Genomic DNA, 16,136 nt, shown 5'->3' on the forward strand with positions numbered 1-16,136 from the left:
TTTACAGCCCGCGTTGAGCTTCAACGCGGGCTTCTTCGTTTGGTTTGGCCCTTTCCGCTAGGCTGGCCGAAGGTCCGTATCCTTTCCGCACAAGGGATAACAGCATGAGCTCCGACCAGAACCAGACCCTGCCGCCTCAGGTGCAGGACCAGCAGCCCGGCCACGAGACCGAGATGAACCCGCGGCCCGATTACGAGCCGCGCTATCCGGGCAGCAACCGGTTGCAGGGCAAGGTTGCCCTCATCACCGGCGGCGACAGCGGCATCGGACGTGCGACGGCCGTTCTGTTTGCCCGTGAGGGTGCCGATCTCGCGATCATGTATCTGAACGAGAACGAGGACGCGCAGGAGACGAAGCGCCTTGTGGAGAGGGAAGGGCGCTCGTGCCTGACCATCGCGGGCGATGTGGGCGATCCCGGCTTCTGCCGCTCCGCGGTGGATCAAGTGATTCAAAAGTTCGGCAAGCTCGATGTGCTGGTCAACAACGCCGCCGAGCAGCACCCGAAGAAGGAGATTGATGAGATCACGCCCGATCAGATCGACCGTACCTTCCGCACCAACATCTTCGGCTATTTCTACATGGTGCAGGCGGCGATGCCTCACCTCAAGAAGGGTGCTGTGATCATCAACACCACGTCGGTGACGGCCTATCGCGGCAGTTCGGAGCTGCTCGATTACAGCGCCACCAAGGGCGCCATCGTGGCCTTCACGCGGTCACTGGCGCAGAAGCTCGCGGGCGAGGGCATTCGCGTGAACGGTGTGGCGCCGGGGCCGATCTGGACGCCGCTGATCCCCTCGACCTTCCCGGCCGAGAAGGTGAAGCAGTTCGGCGCCAACACGCCCATGAAGCGCCCTGGTCAGCCGAACGAGGTGGCGCCGTCCTATCTGTTCCTGGCGTCCGAGGATTCGTCCTACATCACCGGCTCGGTCCTGCACCCGAACGGCGGTGATCCCACAGAGGCCTGAAAAAAGAAGGGCGGCTCTTTCGAGCCGCCCGATTCTTTGTGGCGCTGCAGGGAAGATCAGCGTCTGCGGCGCACACGCACCGGAACCGGATTGTGCGAAGGTGTCATCAGCACGAAGAGCAGCATGACGGCCGAGAGGGAGCCGCCGATCAGAAAAAGAACTTCTGCGATCTCGACCTGAGAAGCTGCACCGGTGATTGCTGCAAAGGCAGCAACAATCGCAAAGATGAAAAGCGCACGAAGGGCAACCGAACGATTCATTGGCCATCTCTCCCAAGTGTTTTTGAAAACGTGTGGCGGGAAGTCGAGTTCCATACGAATAAAAGCCTGGAATATTACTTTTGAACGACTGATGAACAGTCTCAAGAAATTGCTCAACGCGGAACCTTACAGTCGCGCTTGGCGTTATTTGGACATCGTCGGCTTACAGTCGATTGTCATGTTAGCGAGGTAACGCCATGCTCGGTTGGGCAGTCACTTTTCTCATCATCGCTCTCGTCGCAGCTCTGTTCGGCTTCGGGGGCATCGCCGGCACCGCAGTGGAAATCGCAAAGCTGATTTTCTTCGTTGCGATCGTGCTGTTTGCGATCTCTGCAGTTATCGGATTGCTGCGCGGACGCAGCCCGATGTGATATCGCTACGGCATATCTGACGTCGAACGCCGCCCGACAAAGGCGGCGTTTGGCATTTGGAGTTGCGAATTTCTGTGGCGTCAGCCCTGCAGGGCTGCCCGGGTCAGGCTGTCGGGCCCAAGATCCTGGATGTCGTCGACATTCAGCATAGAGGCAAGGCGAAAGCGCGCCCGGTTCACCCGGCTTTTGATGGTGCCGACGGCGCAGCCGCAGATATTCGCGGCTTCCTCGTAGGAAAAGCCTGATGCGCCTACCAGAAGAAGGGCCTCACGCTGGTCGGAGGGGAGCTGGGAGAGGGCGCTGCGGAAATCCTCGAAATCCAGATGGGAGCTTTGCTCGGGCTGAACCTTCAGCCGTCCGGCATAGGATCCGTCGGCATCCTCAACCTCGCGGCGCCGCTTCCTATATTCGGAGTGAAAGAGATTGCGCAGGATGGTGAAGAGCCATGCATTCAAGTTCGTGCCGGGTTCGAACCTGTGCAGATTGGAGAGCGCTCGCAGGAGTGTGTCTTGAACCAGATCATCGGCTCTGTCCACCTGACCTGAGAGTGAGATTGCGAATGCGCGGAGACTGGGAACCGCCGCGAGAAGAGCCTCCCGTAGTTCGGGCTCCGGCTCTAGGGTCATTGAGACCCGCCCTTTTGTCCGTTCTTGTCCAGTTGGTCGAGCAAGTCCCTGAAACGGTCCGGGACGGGCTGCTGCATGAGCTCGTCATACATGGCGCGGAGTTGGTCGCCGATGCGCTTCTGGCTACCGCTGTCGAGTTTAGGATCGGTTGCGAGCTTTCCACCCGAGTCGTTGTCGAGACTGACCCGAGCCAGCTTGTTCCCCTTATCAACCGTCATACTTTTCCCCTTGCCATCCCGTATTGATAGGGGATAGCCAACCTTGGCAGTATCCATATATTTGTTTTCGAGCAATAACGCTTATTGCTGCGCCCGGTTCCATCCTGCGGAACTTTTGCAGCTTTGCCGCGTTGAACGAACCATCGGTACAACGAGTCAAAAGCACAGTTTAAGGGGAAGCGAATGTCGACAGCCCAGCTTGTCGTCCAGCACTTACCATACCTTCGTCGCTATGCGCGCGCACTCACAGGCAGTCAGATGGCCGGTGATGCCTATGTCGCTGCGACCCTCGAGACGCTTGTGAGCGAACCTGAGACCATCGGCCCATCTGGGAACGTTAAGGTCGAGCTCTTCCAGGTGTTCACCCGGATCTGGAACTCCCTCTCGGTGAATGGCCGGAGCGAGCAGATCCAGCGAGACCTGCCGGCTGAGGTTCGACTCGGGCAGATCACGCCGCTTCCCCGCCAGGCTTTCCTCCTCTCCTGCCTCGAAGGCTTCGGAGAAGAGGAGGTCGGCCAGATCCTCGATGTCGACACGCGGACCGTGCGCGACCTCGTCGACGAGGCGGGCCGCGAGCTCGCAGCCGATATGGCAACGGATATCCTCATCATCGAGGACGAGCCGCTGATCGCCATGGATCTCGAAGCCCTCGTCGAAGGACTGGGCCACAACGTCACCGGCGTTGCCCGCACGCGGACAGAAGCTGTCAAGCTCGCTGCCGCCAAGCAGCCCGGCCTGATCCTGGCTGATATCCAGCTGGCGGACGGAAGCTCCGGCCTCGATGCGGTGAATGACCTCCTCAAGTCCTTCGAGGTCCCGGTCATCTTTATCACGGCTTATCCGGAGCGGTTCCTGACAGGTGAGCGGCCCGAACCAGCCTTCCTGATCGCCAAGCCGTTTCAACCCGCGAATGTGTCGGCCGTCATCAGTCAGGCGCTGTTCTTCCAGCAGAGTGCCCGCCGGCGCGAGGCTCGTGCGGCTACGGCCTAAAAGCCAGACGGATATCAGATCGAATAGTAATGGCCCGGCTGCAAAGCCGGGCTTTTCTATTTTGACATGTATTGGGCAAAAAAAGACGGGCTCTAAAGCCCGTCTTAAGGTGCCGGCCAATGCACAAGGGGAATGCGGGGAGGACCAGGAGGCCGGTACTCTAAGAACGTCCTTCTGAAAACAAAGGTTCCAGGCTTTTTACTCCTCTTTTTATTCTCTGCTCCTACGTAAGGATGCAGGAACATCAAAGATACAGTCGCGTTGAATTTCTGAAACGCTGAGGTTGAAGAGCAGGAGAGAGGGATGTTCCGTATCCCTGTGGCACTGGTAGGGCTGGCTGGGATTTTCTTCGTTGCGGGAAGCTTCGCTCCCACTTCGTTCAACATGTCCCATCAAGCGCAATCTGAAGTTCTGGCCGATGCTGCGCTGCCCCAAGGCATTAGCGCTCCGTCGAAGGGGGACCGTATGATGGCCCCTGTTCAGAGCGCAAATCCAGCGACTGTGTCGACCGTTGAACTCGTCGGCGTCAGCCAGGCGATGGTGATCCTGCGCGACCGGGATGGGAAGGTGCTCTACAAGTCCGATCCTCACTCGGGAACCACCATCTACGCCCGCGACACGGATTTGCCCGTGGTCACCCTCAAGGAGAACGTACAGGCTCCCGCGACCCAGCACCCGGTCAGCCAGCAAGAGGGCATCGAGGCTCCCCGTGAGCAGAAACCAAAAGCCCGCAAGCCGGTTGGCTGCCTCGGCGATGTCAGCCCTCTGGCCAAGGCGAGTGCAGATAGGATGCCGAGCCTCTGCCTCGCTTTCCTCCAGCAGTCGCTATCCTGACCCGTGCAGGAACCAATTGCAGTACTGAAGGTTCCCTTCATTAAGTTGAGTTTCGCTGCTTTTCCATAAGGGGGGCAGAGGGCCCTTGTTGTTCAGAAATACTGATAAGTATTCATCCTCTTTCGGAATGTTGAACGGGCCATTCACATTGCCTTGAATAAGTCAATGTTGGGAACGGTTGCCCACACTGAGCGTTTAACCCTGGCGCACTTTGGCGCTTAACGCGATTTAATGTATCCTCAGGAGAAATAAGCAATGCTGAAGAAGCATATGGCAGCTTGCCTTGTAGTGACGGCTTTCGCGGCTGCGCCCGCCCTCGCACAGACCTCGCCGACCCCCTCGGCTCCGACTGACCGTCCGGCTGCATCCGGCTCTGGCACGACTTCAACCGGCTCGCCGGCCATGCAGCCTGGCGCCTCCAGCTCTTCATCGACCATGAGCCAGAGCGGTGGGATGCAGGGTCAGTTCATGACCAAGATGGAAGCCAACCAGATGATGGCTTCCGATCTGATCGGCACCCGCGTCATCGGCGCCAACAATGAGTCGATCGGCGACATCAATGACGTCATCATGGACCGTAACGGTCAGATCATGGCGGCCGTGGTCGGCGTCGGTGGCTTCCTTGGCATCGGTGAGAAGGATGTGGCCGTTCCGTTCAATGCTCTCGAGTTCATGAATGCCCAGCAGGCTCAGGCCATGAACAACAACAACAGCAGCGGCAATAGCAACGTCGCGACGACAGGCTCGACCGCAACGGGTTCGACCACAACGGGCAACACCGCTACGACCGGTTCGGGCACGGCTGGATCGTCCAACATGACGGCCAGCAATACCTCGAGCAACCAGAACCAGCCTGAACGTGTTGTTCTGCGTATGACGAAGGATCAGCTCCAGGCCGCTCCTGCATTCGACGATGATGGTGGCAACGCCAACAACTCGACCACCGGTTCCGCCGGTCAGTCGGGGACCACGACGGCTCCGAAGCCGTAATCCGTCACTTGGGTTAGACGTTATGCGGCGCTTGGGGAAACCCAGGCGCCGCTCTTCGTATTGATGGCCAGCGCTCGTTCAATCAAAATAAAAGGCGCAGCCATACAGCTGCGCCTTAAAGGTGCCAGTCCAAGGGGGCATTCGGACCGGTTATCAGCATAACGATGCTCGCACATTCCGGTTCCAAAGAATTCTCGGAAAAATTCCTCTTCTCCCTCCTACTGACCCCATCCGTACGATCTGGACTTGTTGACGCATAAGGAACTGGGTTTCGAGGCATACGTTGCCGTTAGCGCGATGTGGAGGAAACCATGACTGCAGCGAATGAATTGGATGCCATTCTCTGCCAAGAGGAGCTGCCGGATGAGTTTTCCAGGCTCACCTCAGGCTCTCCTTCCGGGGACAAACCGTCGGTGGCTTCCATGCTCAGCGGCATGGTTCCCGTCTGTCACCAGGATGAGGTGACCTGTCCTCTGATGCTGAGGCGCCATCTCGTTGTTCCGGCATGGCCGCACGTGTTGCCGGCCGGTGTGAGTTCAGGCGTCTGAACGACCAACAGTTCAAGGTTTTTCCTTTATGGTTGAAGCATTGTCATATTCGTCGGCAGCAAGCCCCGTGGCGGTTTTGCTCCATCCGAGCACCGTTCCGGTCATCGACGTCTTCCGCTCCCTGAACCGTCTTGAGGATCAGTACGATCTTGCCATGCTCGATGGGCCTGAGCAGGTGCTCGCGACCTATACTCAGCCTGAAACTGCAAAAGGGATCGTCTCGGACGCCCTCCTTCTCGCCTTTGCCCTGACCAGGCAGCGCGGACGCCCCTTCATCCACAGGCCAGTTGGATCCAGGCATGGGAGCCTGGATGAATATACTCTCCTGACGCTAATTGGCGCCTCACGTGATCCCTCCTCGGAGCTGGCTCTCGAAGCAGCCCGCTATCTGGACATCGTGTCGCTCGATTTCATGTCGGCATTGGCGGGAGATCTGGTGCGGCAGATCGATCTTGGTGCTGTGGCGTTCGAAGTCCCGAGCCTTCCCGAGTTCCGAGCCATAACCGGCATCGGGGCAGCTGAGAAGGTTCTTGTGGAAGCCGTCCTGACGCGCGCTGAATTCAACTTCAGGCATCAGTAAAGATTTGCATTAATTTTGTGACGCAAAGTAAAGGGGCCGCTCAGCGGCCCCTTTCATTATTTGCAGCTCATGAAAAGCGTTATTCCTGATTGCCGCGGGTGTTGCCCGAGGCCTGACCGCCCTTGCGGCCGGCTTCCGAGGCGAGTTCACGGTCCTGAGAGAAGGACCGCTTCTCGGCGGGAACGCTCTTGCCGCCCTTGCTGGCGATTTCACGCTGCCGGTCGGAGTCCATCGACGCGAAGCCACGCTTCGAGGTCGAACCACCTGCCATTTATGCCTCCTAATCGAGTGGTGTTCGTGCTTCATCAACCGCTGCCGGAATCGATGGTTCCGGTGAGGAAGGGTCAACCTTTGCAAAAAGTTTACGAAACTATTCGGGCCCCACGAATTGGCGTGATTGCGGCAAATGTTTAATTGGGGGAAACAAGGCAACATCTTGTCGGTAGGAATATGAGCCAAGAAGGTAATTGGCTCGATACAGGCGAGGGATGGCGTCTATATTTGCCAATAGATGAGCTATCAGAGGTAAGTCATAGAAGATCGAATATAGGAGGTGAAATCCCAACCTGAATTCAGGTTATCTGAGGATCCATGCTTGTGTGGCACGAGAGGGGCAGGGAGTGGTGCTCAAGCGGCTTACGTCGGTATAAGGGATAGCGCGCTGCTCCGAGCGCTCCTGCAGAAACGGCGGAGGATAGAGAACGGGATGACCTACGACGACAACAACGTGTTCGCAAAGATCCTTCGCGGTGAACTGCCGTGTCACAAGGTCTACGAGACGGATCGAATCCTGGCCTTCATGGATGTCATGCCCCGCGGCAATGGGCATGTTCTGGTCATCCCCAAGGCGAAAGCGCGCAACCTGCTCGATGCTGCGCCCGACGATCTCGCGGAACTCGCGAAGGCAGTGCAGATCGTGGGAAAGGCAGCAAAGAGCGCGCTTTCAGCCGATGGACTGACGATCCAGCAGTTCAACGAGAGCGCAGGAGGGCAAGTGGTGTTCCACATCCACTTCCATGTGATCCCTCGTTTCGAGGGCGTAGCGCTGAAGCCTCATACAGGTCAGATGGAGAAGCCCGAGATCCTGGCGGAGCTGGCCTCCAAGATCCGCGCTGCGCTGCCAGCTGCGTGATACGGGCAGAGCGGCAGGACGCGCCTGCCGCCTTCTTCCTGAGACTTCAGTCTGCCCAGTCCAGAGAACGGGACACAGCTTTGTTCCAGAGGGCATTCAGGCGCTCACGGCGGGGTGCTTCCATGGCGGGCGTCCAGCGCTTGTCCACGGCCCAGTTGCGCACCAGCTCGTCCGTCCCGCTCCAGAAGCCTGTCGCCAAGCCGGCCGCATAGGCGGCACCGAGAGCCGTGGTCTCGATCACCTTCGGGCGCACCACCGGCACATCGAGGATGTCCGCCTGGAACTGCATCAGCAGCTCGTTGACGACCATACCTCCATCCGTGCGCAGCTCTCTTGCGGTGATGCCGGTGTCTTTGGTCATGGCGTCAAGCACCTCGCGGGTCTGGAAGGCCGTGGCCTCCAGCGCCGCGCGGGCGACATGCGCCTTGGTGGCGTAGCGTGTCAGGCCCCCGATGAGGCCGCGGGCATGGGAGTTCCAGTGCGGCGCATAGAGGCCCGAGAAGGCCGGCACGATGGTCACGCCGCCATTGTCCTCGACGCTGCGGGCGAGGGTCTCGATGTCTGGGCTCTTCTCGATCATGCCGAGATTGTCGCGCAGCCACTGCACGAGGGCGCCGGCAATCGCGATCGAGCCCTCCAGGGCATAGACAGTCTTTGCCTGGCCGAAACGGTAGCCCACCGTGGTGAGAAGGCCGCATTTCGACGGGTAGGGCGTCTCGCCGGTGTTCATGAGCATGAAGCAGCCGGTGCCGTAGGTGTTCTTGGCCTCGCCCTGCTTGAAGCAGGCCTGCCCCACGAGCGCCGCCTGCTGGTCGCCCAGAATGCCGGCGATCGGCACGCCGGCCAGATTGTCGGTCGCCTCGCCATAGATTTCGCTCGACGAGCGGATCTGCGGCAGGCAGGGGCGGGGGATATTGAAGAGGCTCAGGATCTCCTCGTCCCAGTCGAGGCTCCGCAGGTTCATGAGCTGCGTGCGGCTGGCATTGGTCACGTCGGTGATGTGGCAGCCGCCGTTGACGCCGCCGGTCAGGTTCCAGACCAGCCAGGTGTCGATGTTGCCGAACAGCACGTCGCCGGCGTGCGCCTTCTCGCGGGCGCCGGGCACATTGTCGAGGAGCCAGCGCAGCTTGAGGCCGGAGAAATAGCTCGCGAGCGGCAGGCCGGTCTTGTCGCGCAGGCGGTCATTGCCGCCATCACGGGCGAACTCCTCGACAATCGGATCGACGCGGGTGTCCTGCCAGACGAGGGCATTGTGGAGGGGTTGACCCGTGCGCCTGTCCCAGATCAGCGTCGTCTCGCGCTGGTTGGTGATGCCGATGGCGGCGAGGTCGCGGGGCGACAGCCCTTTTTTAGCCAGCGCCTCCTGGATCACGGCTTGCGTGTTGCGCCAGATCTCGAGCGGATCGTGCTCCACATAGCCGGGCCTGGGGTAGATCTGCTCGTGCTCCTTCTGCCCGACCGACACGATACTCCCGGCCTTGTCGAACACGATGAAGCGCGAGCTGGTCGTGCCCTGATCGATGGCACCGACGTATTGAGCCATGACTTTCCCCGAATTTTGCCCCGAATTTATTGAGCCGCGACGGCCGCCGCTTTTGTCCTGGCCAAATAGGCATCGATCTTGGCCGGAGCGTCAACCGGCACATGCAGCCCGAGCTTGGACCGGCGCCATAGGATGTCTTCCGCCGTGCGCGCCCATTCGCAGCGCACCAGGTAGTCGACTTCCGCAGCGGTGAGCTCGGCGCCGAAATCCTCGCCGAGATCGGCCATGGACTTGGCGGAGCCCAGAAGCTCCTCGATGCGGGTGCCGTAGGCGCGAGCGAGGCGATGGGCGAGATGCTCGGGCAGGAAGGGCCAGCGCTGGCGCACGGTCGCGAAAAAGCGGTCGAAATCCGCGTCCGGCATGTCGCCGCCGGGCATCTTGGCCTTCTCGGTCCAGGACGGCTTCATATTGGGGAAGTAGGATTTCAGCTCCTCGAGAGCATGCTCCGAGAGCTTGCGGAAGGTGGTGATCTTGCCGCCGAAGATCGAGAGCACCGGCGCCTGGCCCTGCGGCGCGTCCATGTCGAACACGTAGTCGCGGGTGACCGCTGAGGCATTGCTCGATCCGTCGTCGAAGAGCGGGCGCACGCCGGAATAGGTCCACACCACTTCGGCCGGAGTGACCTCGCGCTTGAAGAAGTGGTTCACGACGTTGCAGAGATACTGGATCTCGTCCTGGGTGATCTCCACCTTCTTGTCCGGCACGGACTCGACCGGGATGTCGGTGGTGCCGATGAGGGTGAACTTCTCCTGATACGGAATGGCGAAGACGATCCGCTTGTCCGTGTTCTGGAGAATGAAGGCTTCCTTGGTGTCGAAGAGCTTCGGCACCACGATGTGGCTGCCCTTCACGAGGCGGACGTTCTTGGTGGTGTTGAGGCCCAGCTTGGCGTTGAGCACGTCGGCCACGAAGGGGCCGCCCGCATTGACGATCACCTTGGCGCGCACCTCTTCCGTGTCGCCCGTCTCCACGTTCTGGAGGGTGGCGACCCAGGTCTGGCCATCGCGGCGGGCGGAGGTGAGCTTGGTGCGCACCCGGATGTCCGCACCCTTCTCGAAGGCATCGATGGCATTGAGCGCCACCATGCGGCTGTCCTCGACCCAGCAGTCGGAATAGACGAAGGCCGTGTCGAAGCCGGGCTTCAGGGCCTTTCCGGCAGGGTGCCTCGTGAGTTTGATGCCTTCCGTGCCCGGCAGCTTCTTTCGCGGAGCCAAGTGGTCGTACATGAACAGGCCCAGGCGCACGAACCAGGCCGGGCGGATGCCCTTTTCATGCGGCAGGATGAATCGCAGGGGCCAGATGATGTGGGGGGCGGATTCCAGCAGCCGCTCGCGCTCGAACAGGGCTTCGCGGACCAGCCGGAACTCGTAATACTCGAGGTAGCGCAATCCGCCGTGGATCAGCTTGGTCGAGGCGGAGGAGGTGTAGCCGGCCAGATCGCCCTGCTCGCAGAGCACCACCGAGAGGCCCCGGCCCACGGCATCGCGCGCGATGCCGGCGCCGTTGATGCCGCCGCCTACAATCAGAAGATCGGTCACTGTCGTCACGGAATGCGTCTTTCCTTAGATACCAGGCTGTCCCGGTGCCCTGCAGATGGTTTCTTTAGCCGCCTAAGGCAAGCAATTTCTTGAACTTGTTCAGGGCTCCTTCGCCAAGGCCAAGTTTAGCATGAAAGCTATGAGGGAGCACACGGCCATGCCGAGGCAAAGGACGATCACGGCATCGTAGCTGCCCCACCAGGCCCAGAGGGCGCCGAAGGCAAAGGGGGCCGCGGCCATGGTGATCCGGACCGGCATGGCGATCATGCCCTGGATCGCCCCGTAATCCTCGCGCCCGAACAGCTCCGGCGGGAGCAGAGCGCGTACGATGGTCAGCATCCCGTTGGAGGCGCCGTAGAGGGCGGCGAAAATGAAGATCAACCAGGATCCGGCCGTGATGAACGGCAGGAGCAGGAAGCCAAGGGCGCTGAGCGCCATGGTGACAACCCCGATGCCTCTGAGGCTCATAGCCCGCTCCCCGAATCCGGTCAGGAACCGCGCAGCCACCTGAGCCGGCCCGATTACCGTGTATGCGGCCACGGCTGCATCGATGGAGAATCCCCGCTCGAGGAGAATCGGGATCAGGTGGACGGGAATTCCGACCGAGATGATCCCCTGGAGGACGCTGGTGATCACGAACAGCCAGAAGGCGGGCTTGGCGAGAACGCGGCGAGGGTTCGACGGGGAGGGTGCGACGGTGCGGCTTTCGTCCCGATGCCTCGGCTTTTCAGGAGCGGCCGGGATACCGGTGGCATGCAGGACGGCGCAGATCCCGATGTTCAGGGCTGCCATCGCCAGAAGCGTGTCGCGCCAGCCGTAGCGGTCGATGAGCACGTGGAGGAGCGGGATGAACACCGTGCTGGCGAACCCGGCCACGAGGGTGATGATGGTGATGCCCCGGCGGGCCAGAAGGCCGAGGTTCAAGGCCAGAACGGCAAAGCCCGCCTCGTAGAAGAGGGCACTCGTGGCGGCCCCCAGGCCAATCCAGATCAGGACGAAGGTCGGGTAGCTCTCCGTGAAGGCCCAGAGGACGAGAAGAAGGGCAGCCAGCACCGAGCCTCCGGTCATCACAGCCCGCCCGTAGCCCTGGTCGATGAGCCGCCCGACGGGCACGGCGAAGAACGCGGAAGAGATGAGCGCGAGCGAGAAGGCGGCGGTGAGGGCCGTCTTCGACCATCCGAGGTCCCGCTCCATGGGCTCGATGAGGAGCGCAAAGGCATAGAACAGTGTCCCGTAGGAGATCAGATGCGTGATCGACAGGGCCGAGACGATGCGCCAAGGCATGGGGCCGGAGGGTGACATTCTTGCTTTATGTCAGGCCTTACGGTTGACGGATAGGTTTTTAGCCCCCATATGCACAACAGGCGACGGCGCCCGGCATACCGGGCAGCTTGAGCGGGACTGCGTGACGGATATTCGCATGAGCGAAGACCCCGGTCCCCTTCTTCATTCGCTCCATCATAAGACGGCCCCATCACGCGGGCTGTTTCCTAAAGAGCCCTGAAGCGCCTTTGCTTTATGAAGCCGACCTGCTTTCCGGCTCACTGTATCCGTTCGAAAGACATCTCCTTTGACACTCTTTACTGATTTCGGATTGGCCCAGCCGATCCTGAAGGCCCTGACCGCTGAAGGCTATGAGAAGCCCACACCGATCCAGGCCCAAACCATTCCGTATGCCATGCAAGGCCGCGACGTCTGCGGCATCGCCCAGACCGGCACCGGCAAGACGGCCGCCTTCGCGCTGCCGATCCTGCACCGCCTGTCCGAGACCCCAAAGCCGCGCAGAGCCAAGAGCCCCCGCGTCCTCGTGCTCAGCCCGACCCGCGAGCTGGCGAGCCAGATCGCCGACAGCTTCAAGGTCTATGGCCGCAACCTCAGGCTCACCACCGAAGTAGTCTTCGGCGGCGTCACCATCTCCCGCCAGGAGAAGGCGCTGGTCAATGGCGTCGACGTGCTCGTCGCCACTCCCGGCCGCTTGATGGACCTCATCGAGCGCAGAGCGCTGAGCCTGCGTGAAATCGAGATCCTCGTCCTCGACGAGGCCGACCAGATGCTCGACCTCGGCTTCATTCATGCGTTGAAGCGCATCGTGACCATGCTGCCGAAGGAGCGCCAGAGCCTGTTCTTCTCGGCCACCATGCCGAAGACGATCTCGACCCTGGCCGAGTCCTTCCTGCGCAATCCCGCCCATGTGGCCGTCACTCCGGTGGCGACGACTGCGGAGCGCGTGGAGCAGAGCGTGATCTTCGTGCAGACCGGCCGCAAGCAGGTCCTGCTCGAGACGCTCCTGCGCGATCCGTCCGTCGAGCGCGTGCTCGTCTTCACCCGCACCAAGCATGGAGCGGACAAGGTGGTGCGCGGCCTCGACAAGGCCGGCATCGCGGGCGCTGCCATCCATGGCAACAAGTCCCAGCCGCAGCGCGAGCGTGCGCTTGCGGGTTTCCGTGACGGCTCGTGCCGTGTGCTGGTGGCCACCGACATCGCGGCCCGCGGCATCGACGTCGAGGGCGTGTCCCACGTGATCAACTACGACCTGCCGAACGTGGCCGAGTCTTATGTCCACCGCATCGGCCGTACGGCCCGCGCGGGCGCCACGGGTCTCGCCATCTCGTTCTGCAACGACGAGGAAAAGGCATACCTGAAGGACATCGAGAAGCTGACCCGCCTCAAGGTGCCGGTCATGCCGCTTCCCGAGGGCCTTCCTGCCGCTTCCGCCGTCTCTGAGTCCGAGCCGCGTCGCGAGCAGTCCGGCCGCAACGGTCAGCCGCAGCGGAGCCGTCCGGCTCCTCATGCCCGTGGGCATCAGGGTCATGGCGGGCCGCGCAGCGCCGATCCGAGCGCCGACCGGGGGGCGAATCGCCGTCGCGGTCGTGGCGGCAAGCCTGCGGGCAACGGTCAGCCGCAGGGCGGCCAGCCCAATGGGAACCAGCAGCGTCCGGCGCAAGGTCAGAGGCCTGCTCAAGGGCAACGACCTGCTCAAGGAAAGCCCGCGGCGAACCGCTCAGAAGGGCGCCGTGGTGACGGAGCCCAGGTGGCGTGGCTCGAAAAAAGCCCCCGCCGCCGGTAAGACAGTTTAAGGCGCCTTCGGGCGCCTTTTTCTTGAGAATGGCTCAACCTGTTTCCCTCCCCCTTGTGGGGAGGGATTAAGGGTGGGGGTGCCGGCGCCACGCTGATCCACTTCAGCGCTTCCACCCCCACCTCCAACTCCTCCCCACAAGGGGGGAGGAGAGCTGGCGTTGCACCTTGGTATTCGGTCCTGATACTGCAATTTCCTGAACCTTTCCGAGGAGATTTCAATCGATGGCGAAGCGCGCCGGAAGCGCCGATCTGCCGCTGCATTCGGGGCATGTGCCTAAATGGCTGGCCGACCGGATGACGCGTCTCGGTGGCGTGATCAGCGAGGCCGTCGTGCACCATTACGGGCGCGACGAGCTGCTGCGCCGGCTCGCACATCCGTTCTGGTTCCAGTCCTTCGGCGCCGTGATGGGTATGGATTGGCATTCCTCCGGCATCACCACCAGTGTCATCGGGGCTCTGAAGCGCGGACTGACGCCGCTCTCGAAGGAACTCGGAATTCATGTCTGCGGCGGACGGGGACGTCACTCGCGACAGACGCCGCATGAACTGATCACGATTGGCGAGCGCGTCGGCTTCGACGGGGCTGCTCTCGCGAACGCCAGTCGGCTGGTGGCGAAGGTCGACAGCGCGGCTATCCAGGACGGGTTCGATCTCTATCTCCATGGCTTCATCGTCACGGATGATGGCAAATGGGCCGTGGTGCAGCAGGGCATGAACGACGAGAGCCGGCAGGCGCGCCGCTATCACTGGCTGTCGGAGGATCTCGAGAGCTTCATCGACGAGCCGCACATGGCTATCGACGGTAAAGAGCAGGGCACTATCGTCAATCTCACCGACCGCCAGGCAGAGGCCTCGCGCAAGGCGCAGATCGAGATTCTGGCTTCGCTCGGGCCTGACGGCATCGCCCGCAGGTTCTTGGCGATTGAGGAGCGTGAAGCGGAAGCGGCACCAACTGCAAGCCTCCAGCCTCTGTTGCCGCATCTCGTGATGCCGGAGCATCACGATGTTCGAGCGAATGACGTTGTGCTGCGGCGGCTCCATGGAACCCTCGCGGCAGCAGCGGATCGCGGGCCTGAAGATTTCGCGGGTCTCTTGATGACACCCGGCGTCGGTCCGCGGACCGTGCAGGCGCTCGCCATGGTGGCGGAGGTCGTCCACGGCACGCCCTGCCGCTTCAGCGATCCGGCCCGCTTCTCCTTTGCCCATGGCGGCAAGGATAGACACCCGTATCCCGTGCCGGTGCGCGTCTATGACGAGACGATCCGCGTGCTGAAATCCGCCGTGCAGAAGGCGAAGCTCGGTCAGCAGGAGGAGCTTTTCGCGTTGAAGCGATTGGACGATCAAGCCCGTCAGCTGGAGCGCCATGCCACCGGTCCGGATGTGGAGGACCACATCCGCCAGGAGACGGCGAAGTCGCACGCTTACGGCGGCCGCTCGATCTTCGGAGATGAGCCGCCACCGGAGACGGTTTAACGCTGGGCTTTCTGCAGCAGGCTCTTATCGAGCATCACGTGGACACCCTTGTTGCCGTTGACCACCTGGGTGATGCGCAAATCCGCCGCAAGGCTGCACAGGGCATAGGCCTCCGCCTTGGTGATGCCGGTGCGGGCCACGATCAGGTCGATCATGCTGCGCAGGGCGATCACCACGCAATCATCGAGGTCCGGATCGAACGCCATGGTCATGATATGCGTCGGCGTCTCGGCCATGGGCCAAGTGAGGCTCATGTCGTCGCGCAGATGCAATTCGAAGGTGCCGATCAGGCCGGTCTCGATGGCCGTGACGCAGACCTCACCATCGCCCTGGACGCCGTGCCCGTCGCCGACCGAGAACAGGGCACCGTCCACATGGATCGGCAAATAGAGTGTCGCGCCGGCCACCAGCTCCTTGTTGTCGAGATTGCCGCCGTTGCGGCGGGGCGGCAGAGTGCTGAGTGCGCCCCAGGAGGCCGGCGGTGCCACGGCCATGACGCCGAAGAACGGTTTTAACGGTAGTTCCAATCCCCAGGGCAGCCTGCCTGTCATCCGCTCGCGATCGAGCGGGATCGTCATGAAATGGATCTCGTCGAAATCGTCGGGCAGGGCGCCTTTCTGCGGTGCGGAATAGGTGAAGCCCCAGTCGTAATGCAGCTGAATGTCTTTGATGCGGACTTCGAGAACCTGACCGACCTTGGCACCGCGCACGGCAACGGGACCCGTGCAGATGTGACCCGGCAGCTTCGGCTTCTGGGTGGCATGAATGTCCGACAGGGCCTGCGGGATGACGAAAGGCTCCTTCGGCATCGCCTCCGGGCCGCCGGACACGGTCGAGATCGTGACCGTGTCGCCGGAATCCACCGTGAGAAGCGGGGGAATGCCCGCATCGAAATAGCCCCAGTGAACGCTCTCAGGCGATGCATCAATCCGGTACTCGGCCACGAAACACCTCTGCTGTCTCTATCGATGCAGGATGTCTCGCATTCCC

General features: G+C 61.5%; 17 protein-coding genes. 9 read left to right on the forward strand and 8 right to left on the reverse strand.

The genetic code is table 11. From position 1 onward, the window contains the following. Window positions 1–104: 104 nt before the first annotated feature. Entirely contained in the window at window positions 105–965 is an 861-nt protein-coding gene (locus tag VB618_RS01130) for an SDR family oxidoreductase (RefSeq protein WP_329794650.1), read from the forward strand. A 56-nt stretch (window positions 966–1,021) separates the two neighbouring features. On the opposite strand, the gene VB618_RS01135 is transcribed toward VB618_RS01130, so the two are convergent. Next, complete coding sequence (locus tag VB618_RS01135; protein WP_329794651.1) at window positions 1,022–1,330, reverse strand: hypothetical protein; 309 nt, start codon at window positions 1,328–1,330, stop codon at window positions 1,022–1,024. A gap of 92 nt (window positions 1,331–1,422) precedes the next feature. Between VB618_RS01135 and VB618_RS01140 the strand changes: the two genes are divergently transcribed. After that, window positions 1,423–1,596: a DUF1328 domain-containing protein gene (locus tag VB618_RS01140; protein ID WP_009494036.1), complete on the forward strand. Its 174-nt coding sequence runs from the start codon at window positions 1,423–1,425 to the stop codon at window positions 1,594–1,596. Window positions 1,597–1,676: 80 nt separating this feature from the next. On the opposite strand, the gene VB618_RS01145 is transcribed toward VB618_RS01140, so the two are convergent. Both VB618_RS01145 and VB618_RS01150 read right to left on the reverse strand, forming a co-directional pair. Beyond that, window positions 1,677–2,222, reverse strand: a complete 546-nt coding sequence (locus VB618_RS01145) for a sigma-70 family RNA polymerase sigma factor (protein WP_329794652.1) — start codon at window positions 2,220–2,222, stop codon at window positions 1,677–1,679. After that, a complete protein-coding gene (locus VB618_RS01150) occupies window positions 2,219–2,440 on the reverse strand; it encodes a NepR family anti-sigma factor (RefSeq protein WP_329794653.1) in 222 nt (73 codons plus the stop codon). The genes VB618_RS01145 and VB618_RS01150 overlap by 4 nt, the downstream gene beginning before the upstream one ends. Window positions 2,441–2,623: 183 nt before the next feature. On the opposite strand from VB618_RS01150, the gene VB618_RS01155 reads away from it, so the two are divergent. The 4 genes from VB618_RS01155 to VB618_RS01170 all read left to right on the forward strand — a co-directional run bounded on the left by VB618_RS01155 (window position 2,624) and on the right by VB618_RS01170 (window position 6,382). Then, entirely contained in the window at window positions 2,624–3,430 is an 807-nt protein-coding gene (locus VB618_RS01155) for a response regulator (protein ID WP_036347878.1), read from the forward strand. A 465-nt stretch (window positions 3,431–3,895) separates the two neighbouring features. Further along, window positions 3,896–4,264, forward strand: a complete 369-nt coding sequence (locus VB618_RS01160) for a hypothetical protein (RefSeq protein WP_329794655.1) — start codon at window positions 3,896–3,898, stop codon at window positions 4,262–4,264. 255 nt (window positions 4,265–4,519) lie between these two features. Further along, entirely contained in the window at window positions 4,520–5,254 is a 735-nt protein-coding gene (locus VB618_RS01165) for a PRC-barrel domain-containing protein (protein WP_329794656.1), read from the forward strand. A gap of 615 nt (window positions 5,255–5,869) precedes the next feature. Continuing rightward, window positions 5,870–6,382 (forward strand): hypothetical protein, encoded by a 513-nt coding sequence (locus VB618_RS01170; protein WP_329794657.1) that lies wholly within the window; start codon window positions 5,870–5,872, stop codon window positions 6,380–6,382. Between the two features lie 79 nt (window positions 6,383–6,461). Here the strand turns inward: VB618_RS01170 and VB618_RS01175 are convergent, their stop codons facing one another. Then, complete coding sequence (locus tag VB618_RS01175; protein ID WP_009494027.1) at window positions 6,462–6,653, reverse strand: general stress protein; 192 nt, start codon at window positions 6,651–6,653, stop codon at window positions 6,462–6,464. Between the two features lie 435 nt (window positions 6,654–7,088). Here VB618_RS01175 and VB618_RS01180 point away from each other — a divergent pair, with 435 nt between their 5' ends. Next, a complete protein-coding gene (locus VB618_RS01180) occupies window positions 7,089–7,514 on the forward strand; it encodes an HIT family protein (RefSeq protein WP_329794658.1) in 426 nt (141 codons plus the stop codon). 46 nt (window positions 7,515–7,560) lie between these two features. On the opposite strand, the gene glpK is transcribed toward VB618_RS01180, so the two are convergent. The 3 genes from glpK to VB618_RS01195 all read right to left on the reverse strand — a co-directional run bounded on the left by glpK (window position 7,561) and on the right by VB618_RS01195 (window position 11,897). Beyond that, window positions 7,561–9,057, reverse strand: coding sequence for a glycerol kinase GlpK (gene glpK / locus VB618_RS01185; protein ID WP_329794659.1), 1,497 nt, complete (start codon window positions 9,055–9,057; stop codon window positions 7,561–7,563). Window positions 9,058–9,083: 26 nt separating this feature from the next. Further along, window positions 9,084–10,604: a glycerol-3-phosphate dehydrogenase gene (glpD, locus tag VB618_RS01190; RefSeq protein WP_329794660.1), complete on the reverse strand. Its 1,521-nt coding sequence runs from the start codon at window positions 10,602–10,604 to the stop codon at window positions 9,084–9,086. 90 nt (window positions 10,605–10,694) lie between these two features. After that, on the reverse strand, window positions 10,695–11,897 hold the full coding sequence (locus VB618_RS01195) for an MFS transporter (protein ID WP_329794661.1): 1,203 nt from the start codon (window positions 11,895–11,897) through the stop codon (window positions 10,695–10,697). A gap of 268 nt (window positions 11,898–12,165) precedes the next feature. Between VB618_RS01195 and VB618_RS01200 the strand changes: the two genes are divergently transcribed. Beyond that, entirely contained in the window at window positions 12,166–13,662 is a 1,497-nt protein-coding gene (locus VB618_RS01200; protein WP_329794662.1) for a DEAD/DEAH box helicase, read from the forward strand. A gap of 233 nt (window positions 13,663–13,895) precedes the next feature. Further along, entirely contained in the window at window positions 13,896–15,146 is a 1,251-nt protein-coding gene (locus VB618_RS01205) for a DUF763 domain-containing protein (RefSeq protein ID WP_329794663.1), read from the forward strand. Here the strand turns inward: VB618_RS01205 and VB618_RS01210 are convergent. After that, a complete protein-coding gene (locus VB618_RS01210; RefSeq protein ID WP_329794664.1) occupies window positions 15,143–16,090 on the reverse strand; it encodes an acetamidase/formamidase family protein in 948 nt (315 codons plus the stop codon). The two genes, VB618_RS01205 and VB618_RS01210, sit on opposite strands and share 4 nt — an antisense overlap. Between the last annotated feature and the right edge of the window lie 46 nt (window positions 16,091–16,136).

The sequence above is a fragment of the Microvirga sp. CF3062 genome (assembly GCF_036314045.1).
Taxonomy (GTDB): domain Bacteria; phylum Pseudomonadota; class Alphaproteobacteria; order Rhizobiales; family Beijerinckiaceae; genus Microvirga.

Bases quoted from the DNA above. Each gene is read 5' to 3' on its own strand.
- VB618_RS01130 (WP_329794650.1), top strand. From the start codon at position 105: ATGAGCTCCGACCAGAACCAGACCCTGCCGCCTCAGGTGCAGGACCAG.
- VB618_RS01140 (WP_009494036.1), top strand. From the start codon at position 1,423: ATGCTCGGTTGGGCAGTCACTTTTCTCATCATCGCTCTCGTCGCAGCT.
- VB618_RS01145 (WP_329794652.1), bottom strand. From the start codon at position 2,222: ATGACCCTAGAGCCGGAGCCCGAACTACGGGAGGCTCTTCTCGCGGCG.
- VB618_RS01150 (WP_329794653.1), bottom strand. From the start codon at position 2,440: ATGACGGTTGATAAGGGGAACAAGCTGGCTCGGGTCAGTCTCGACAAC.
- VB618_RS01155 (WP_036347878.1), top strand. From the start codon at position 2,624: ATGTCGACAGCCCAGCTTGTCGTCCAGCACTTACCATACCTTCGTCGC.
- VB618_RS01160 (WP_329794655.1), top strand. From the start codon at position 3,896: ATGATGGCCCCTGTTCAGAGCGCAAATCCAGCGACTGTGTCGACCGTT.
- VB618_RS01165 (WP_329794656.1), top strand. From the start codon at position 4,520: ATGCTGAAGAAGCATATGGCAGCTTGCCTTGTAGTGACGGCTTTCGCG.
- VB618_RS01175 (WP_009494027.1), bottom strand. From the start codon at position 6,653: ATGGCAGGTGGTTCGACCTCGAAGCGTGGCTTCGCGTCGATGGACTCC.
- VB618_RS01180 (WP_329794658.1), top strand. From the start codon at position 7,089: ATGACCTACGACGACAACAACGTGTTCGCAAAGATCCTTCGCGGTGAA.
- glpK (WP_329794659.1), bottom strand. From the start codon at position 9,057: ATGGCTCAATACGTCGGTGCCATCGATCAGGGCACGACCAGCTCGCGC.
- VB618_RS01195 (WP_329794661.1), bottom strand. From the start codon at position 11,897: ATGTCACCCTCCGGCCCCATGCCTTGGCGCATCGTCTCGGCCCTGTCG.
- VB618_RS01205 (WP_329794663.1), top strand. From the start codon at position 13,896: ATGGCGAAGCGCGCCGGAAGCGCCGATCTGCCGCTGCATTCGGGGCAT.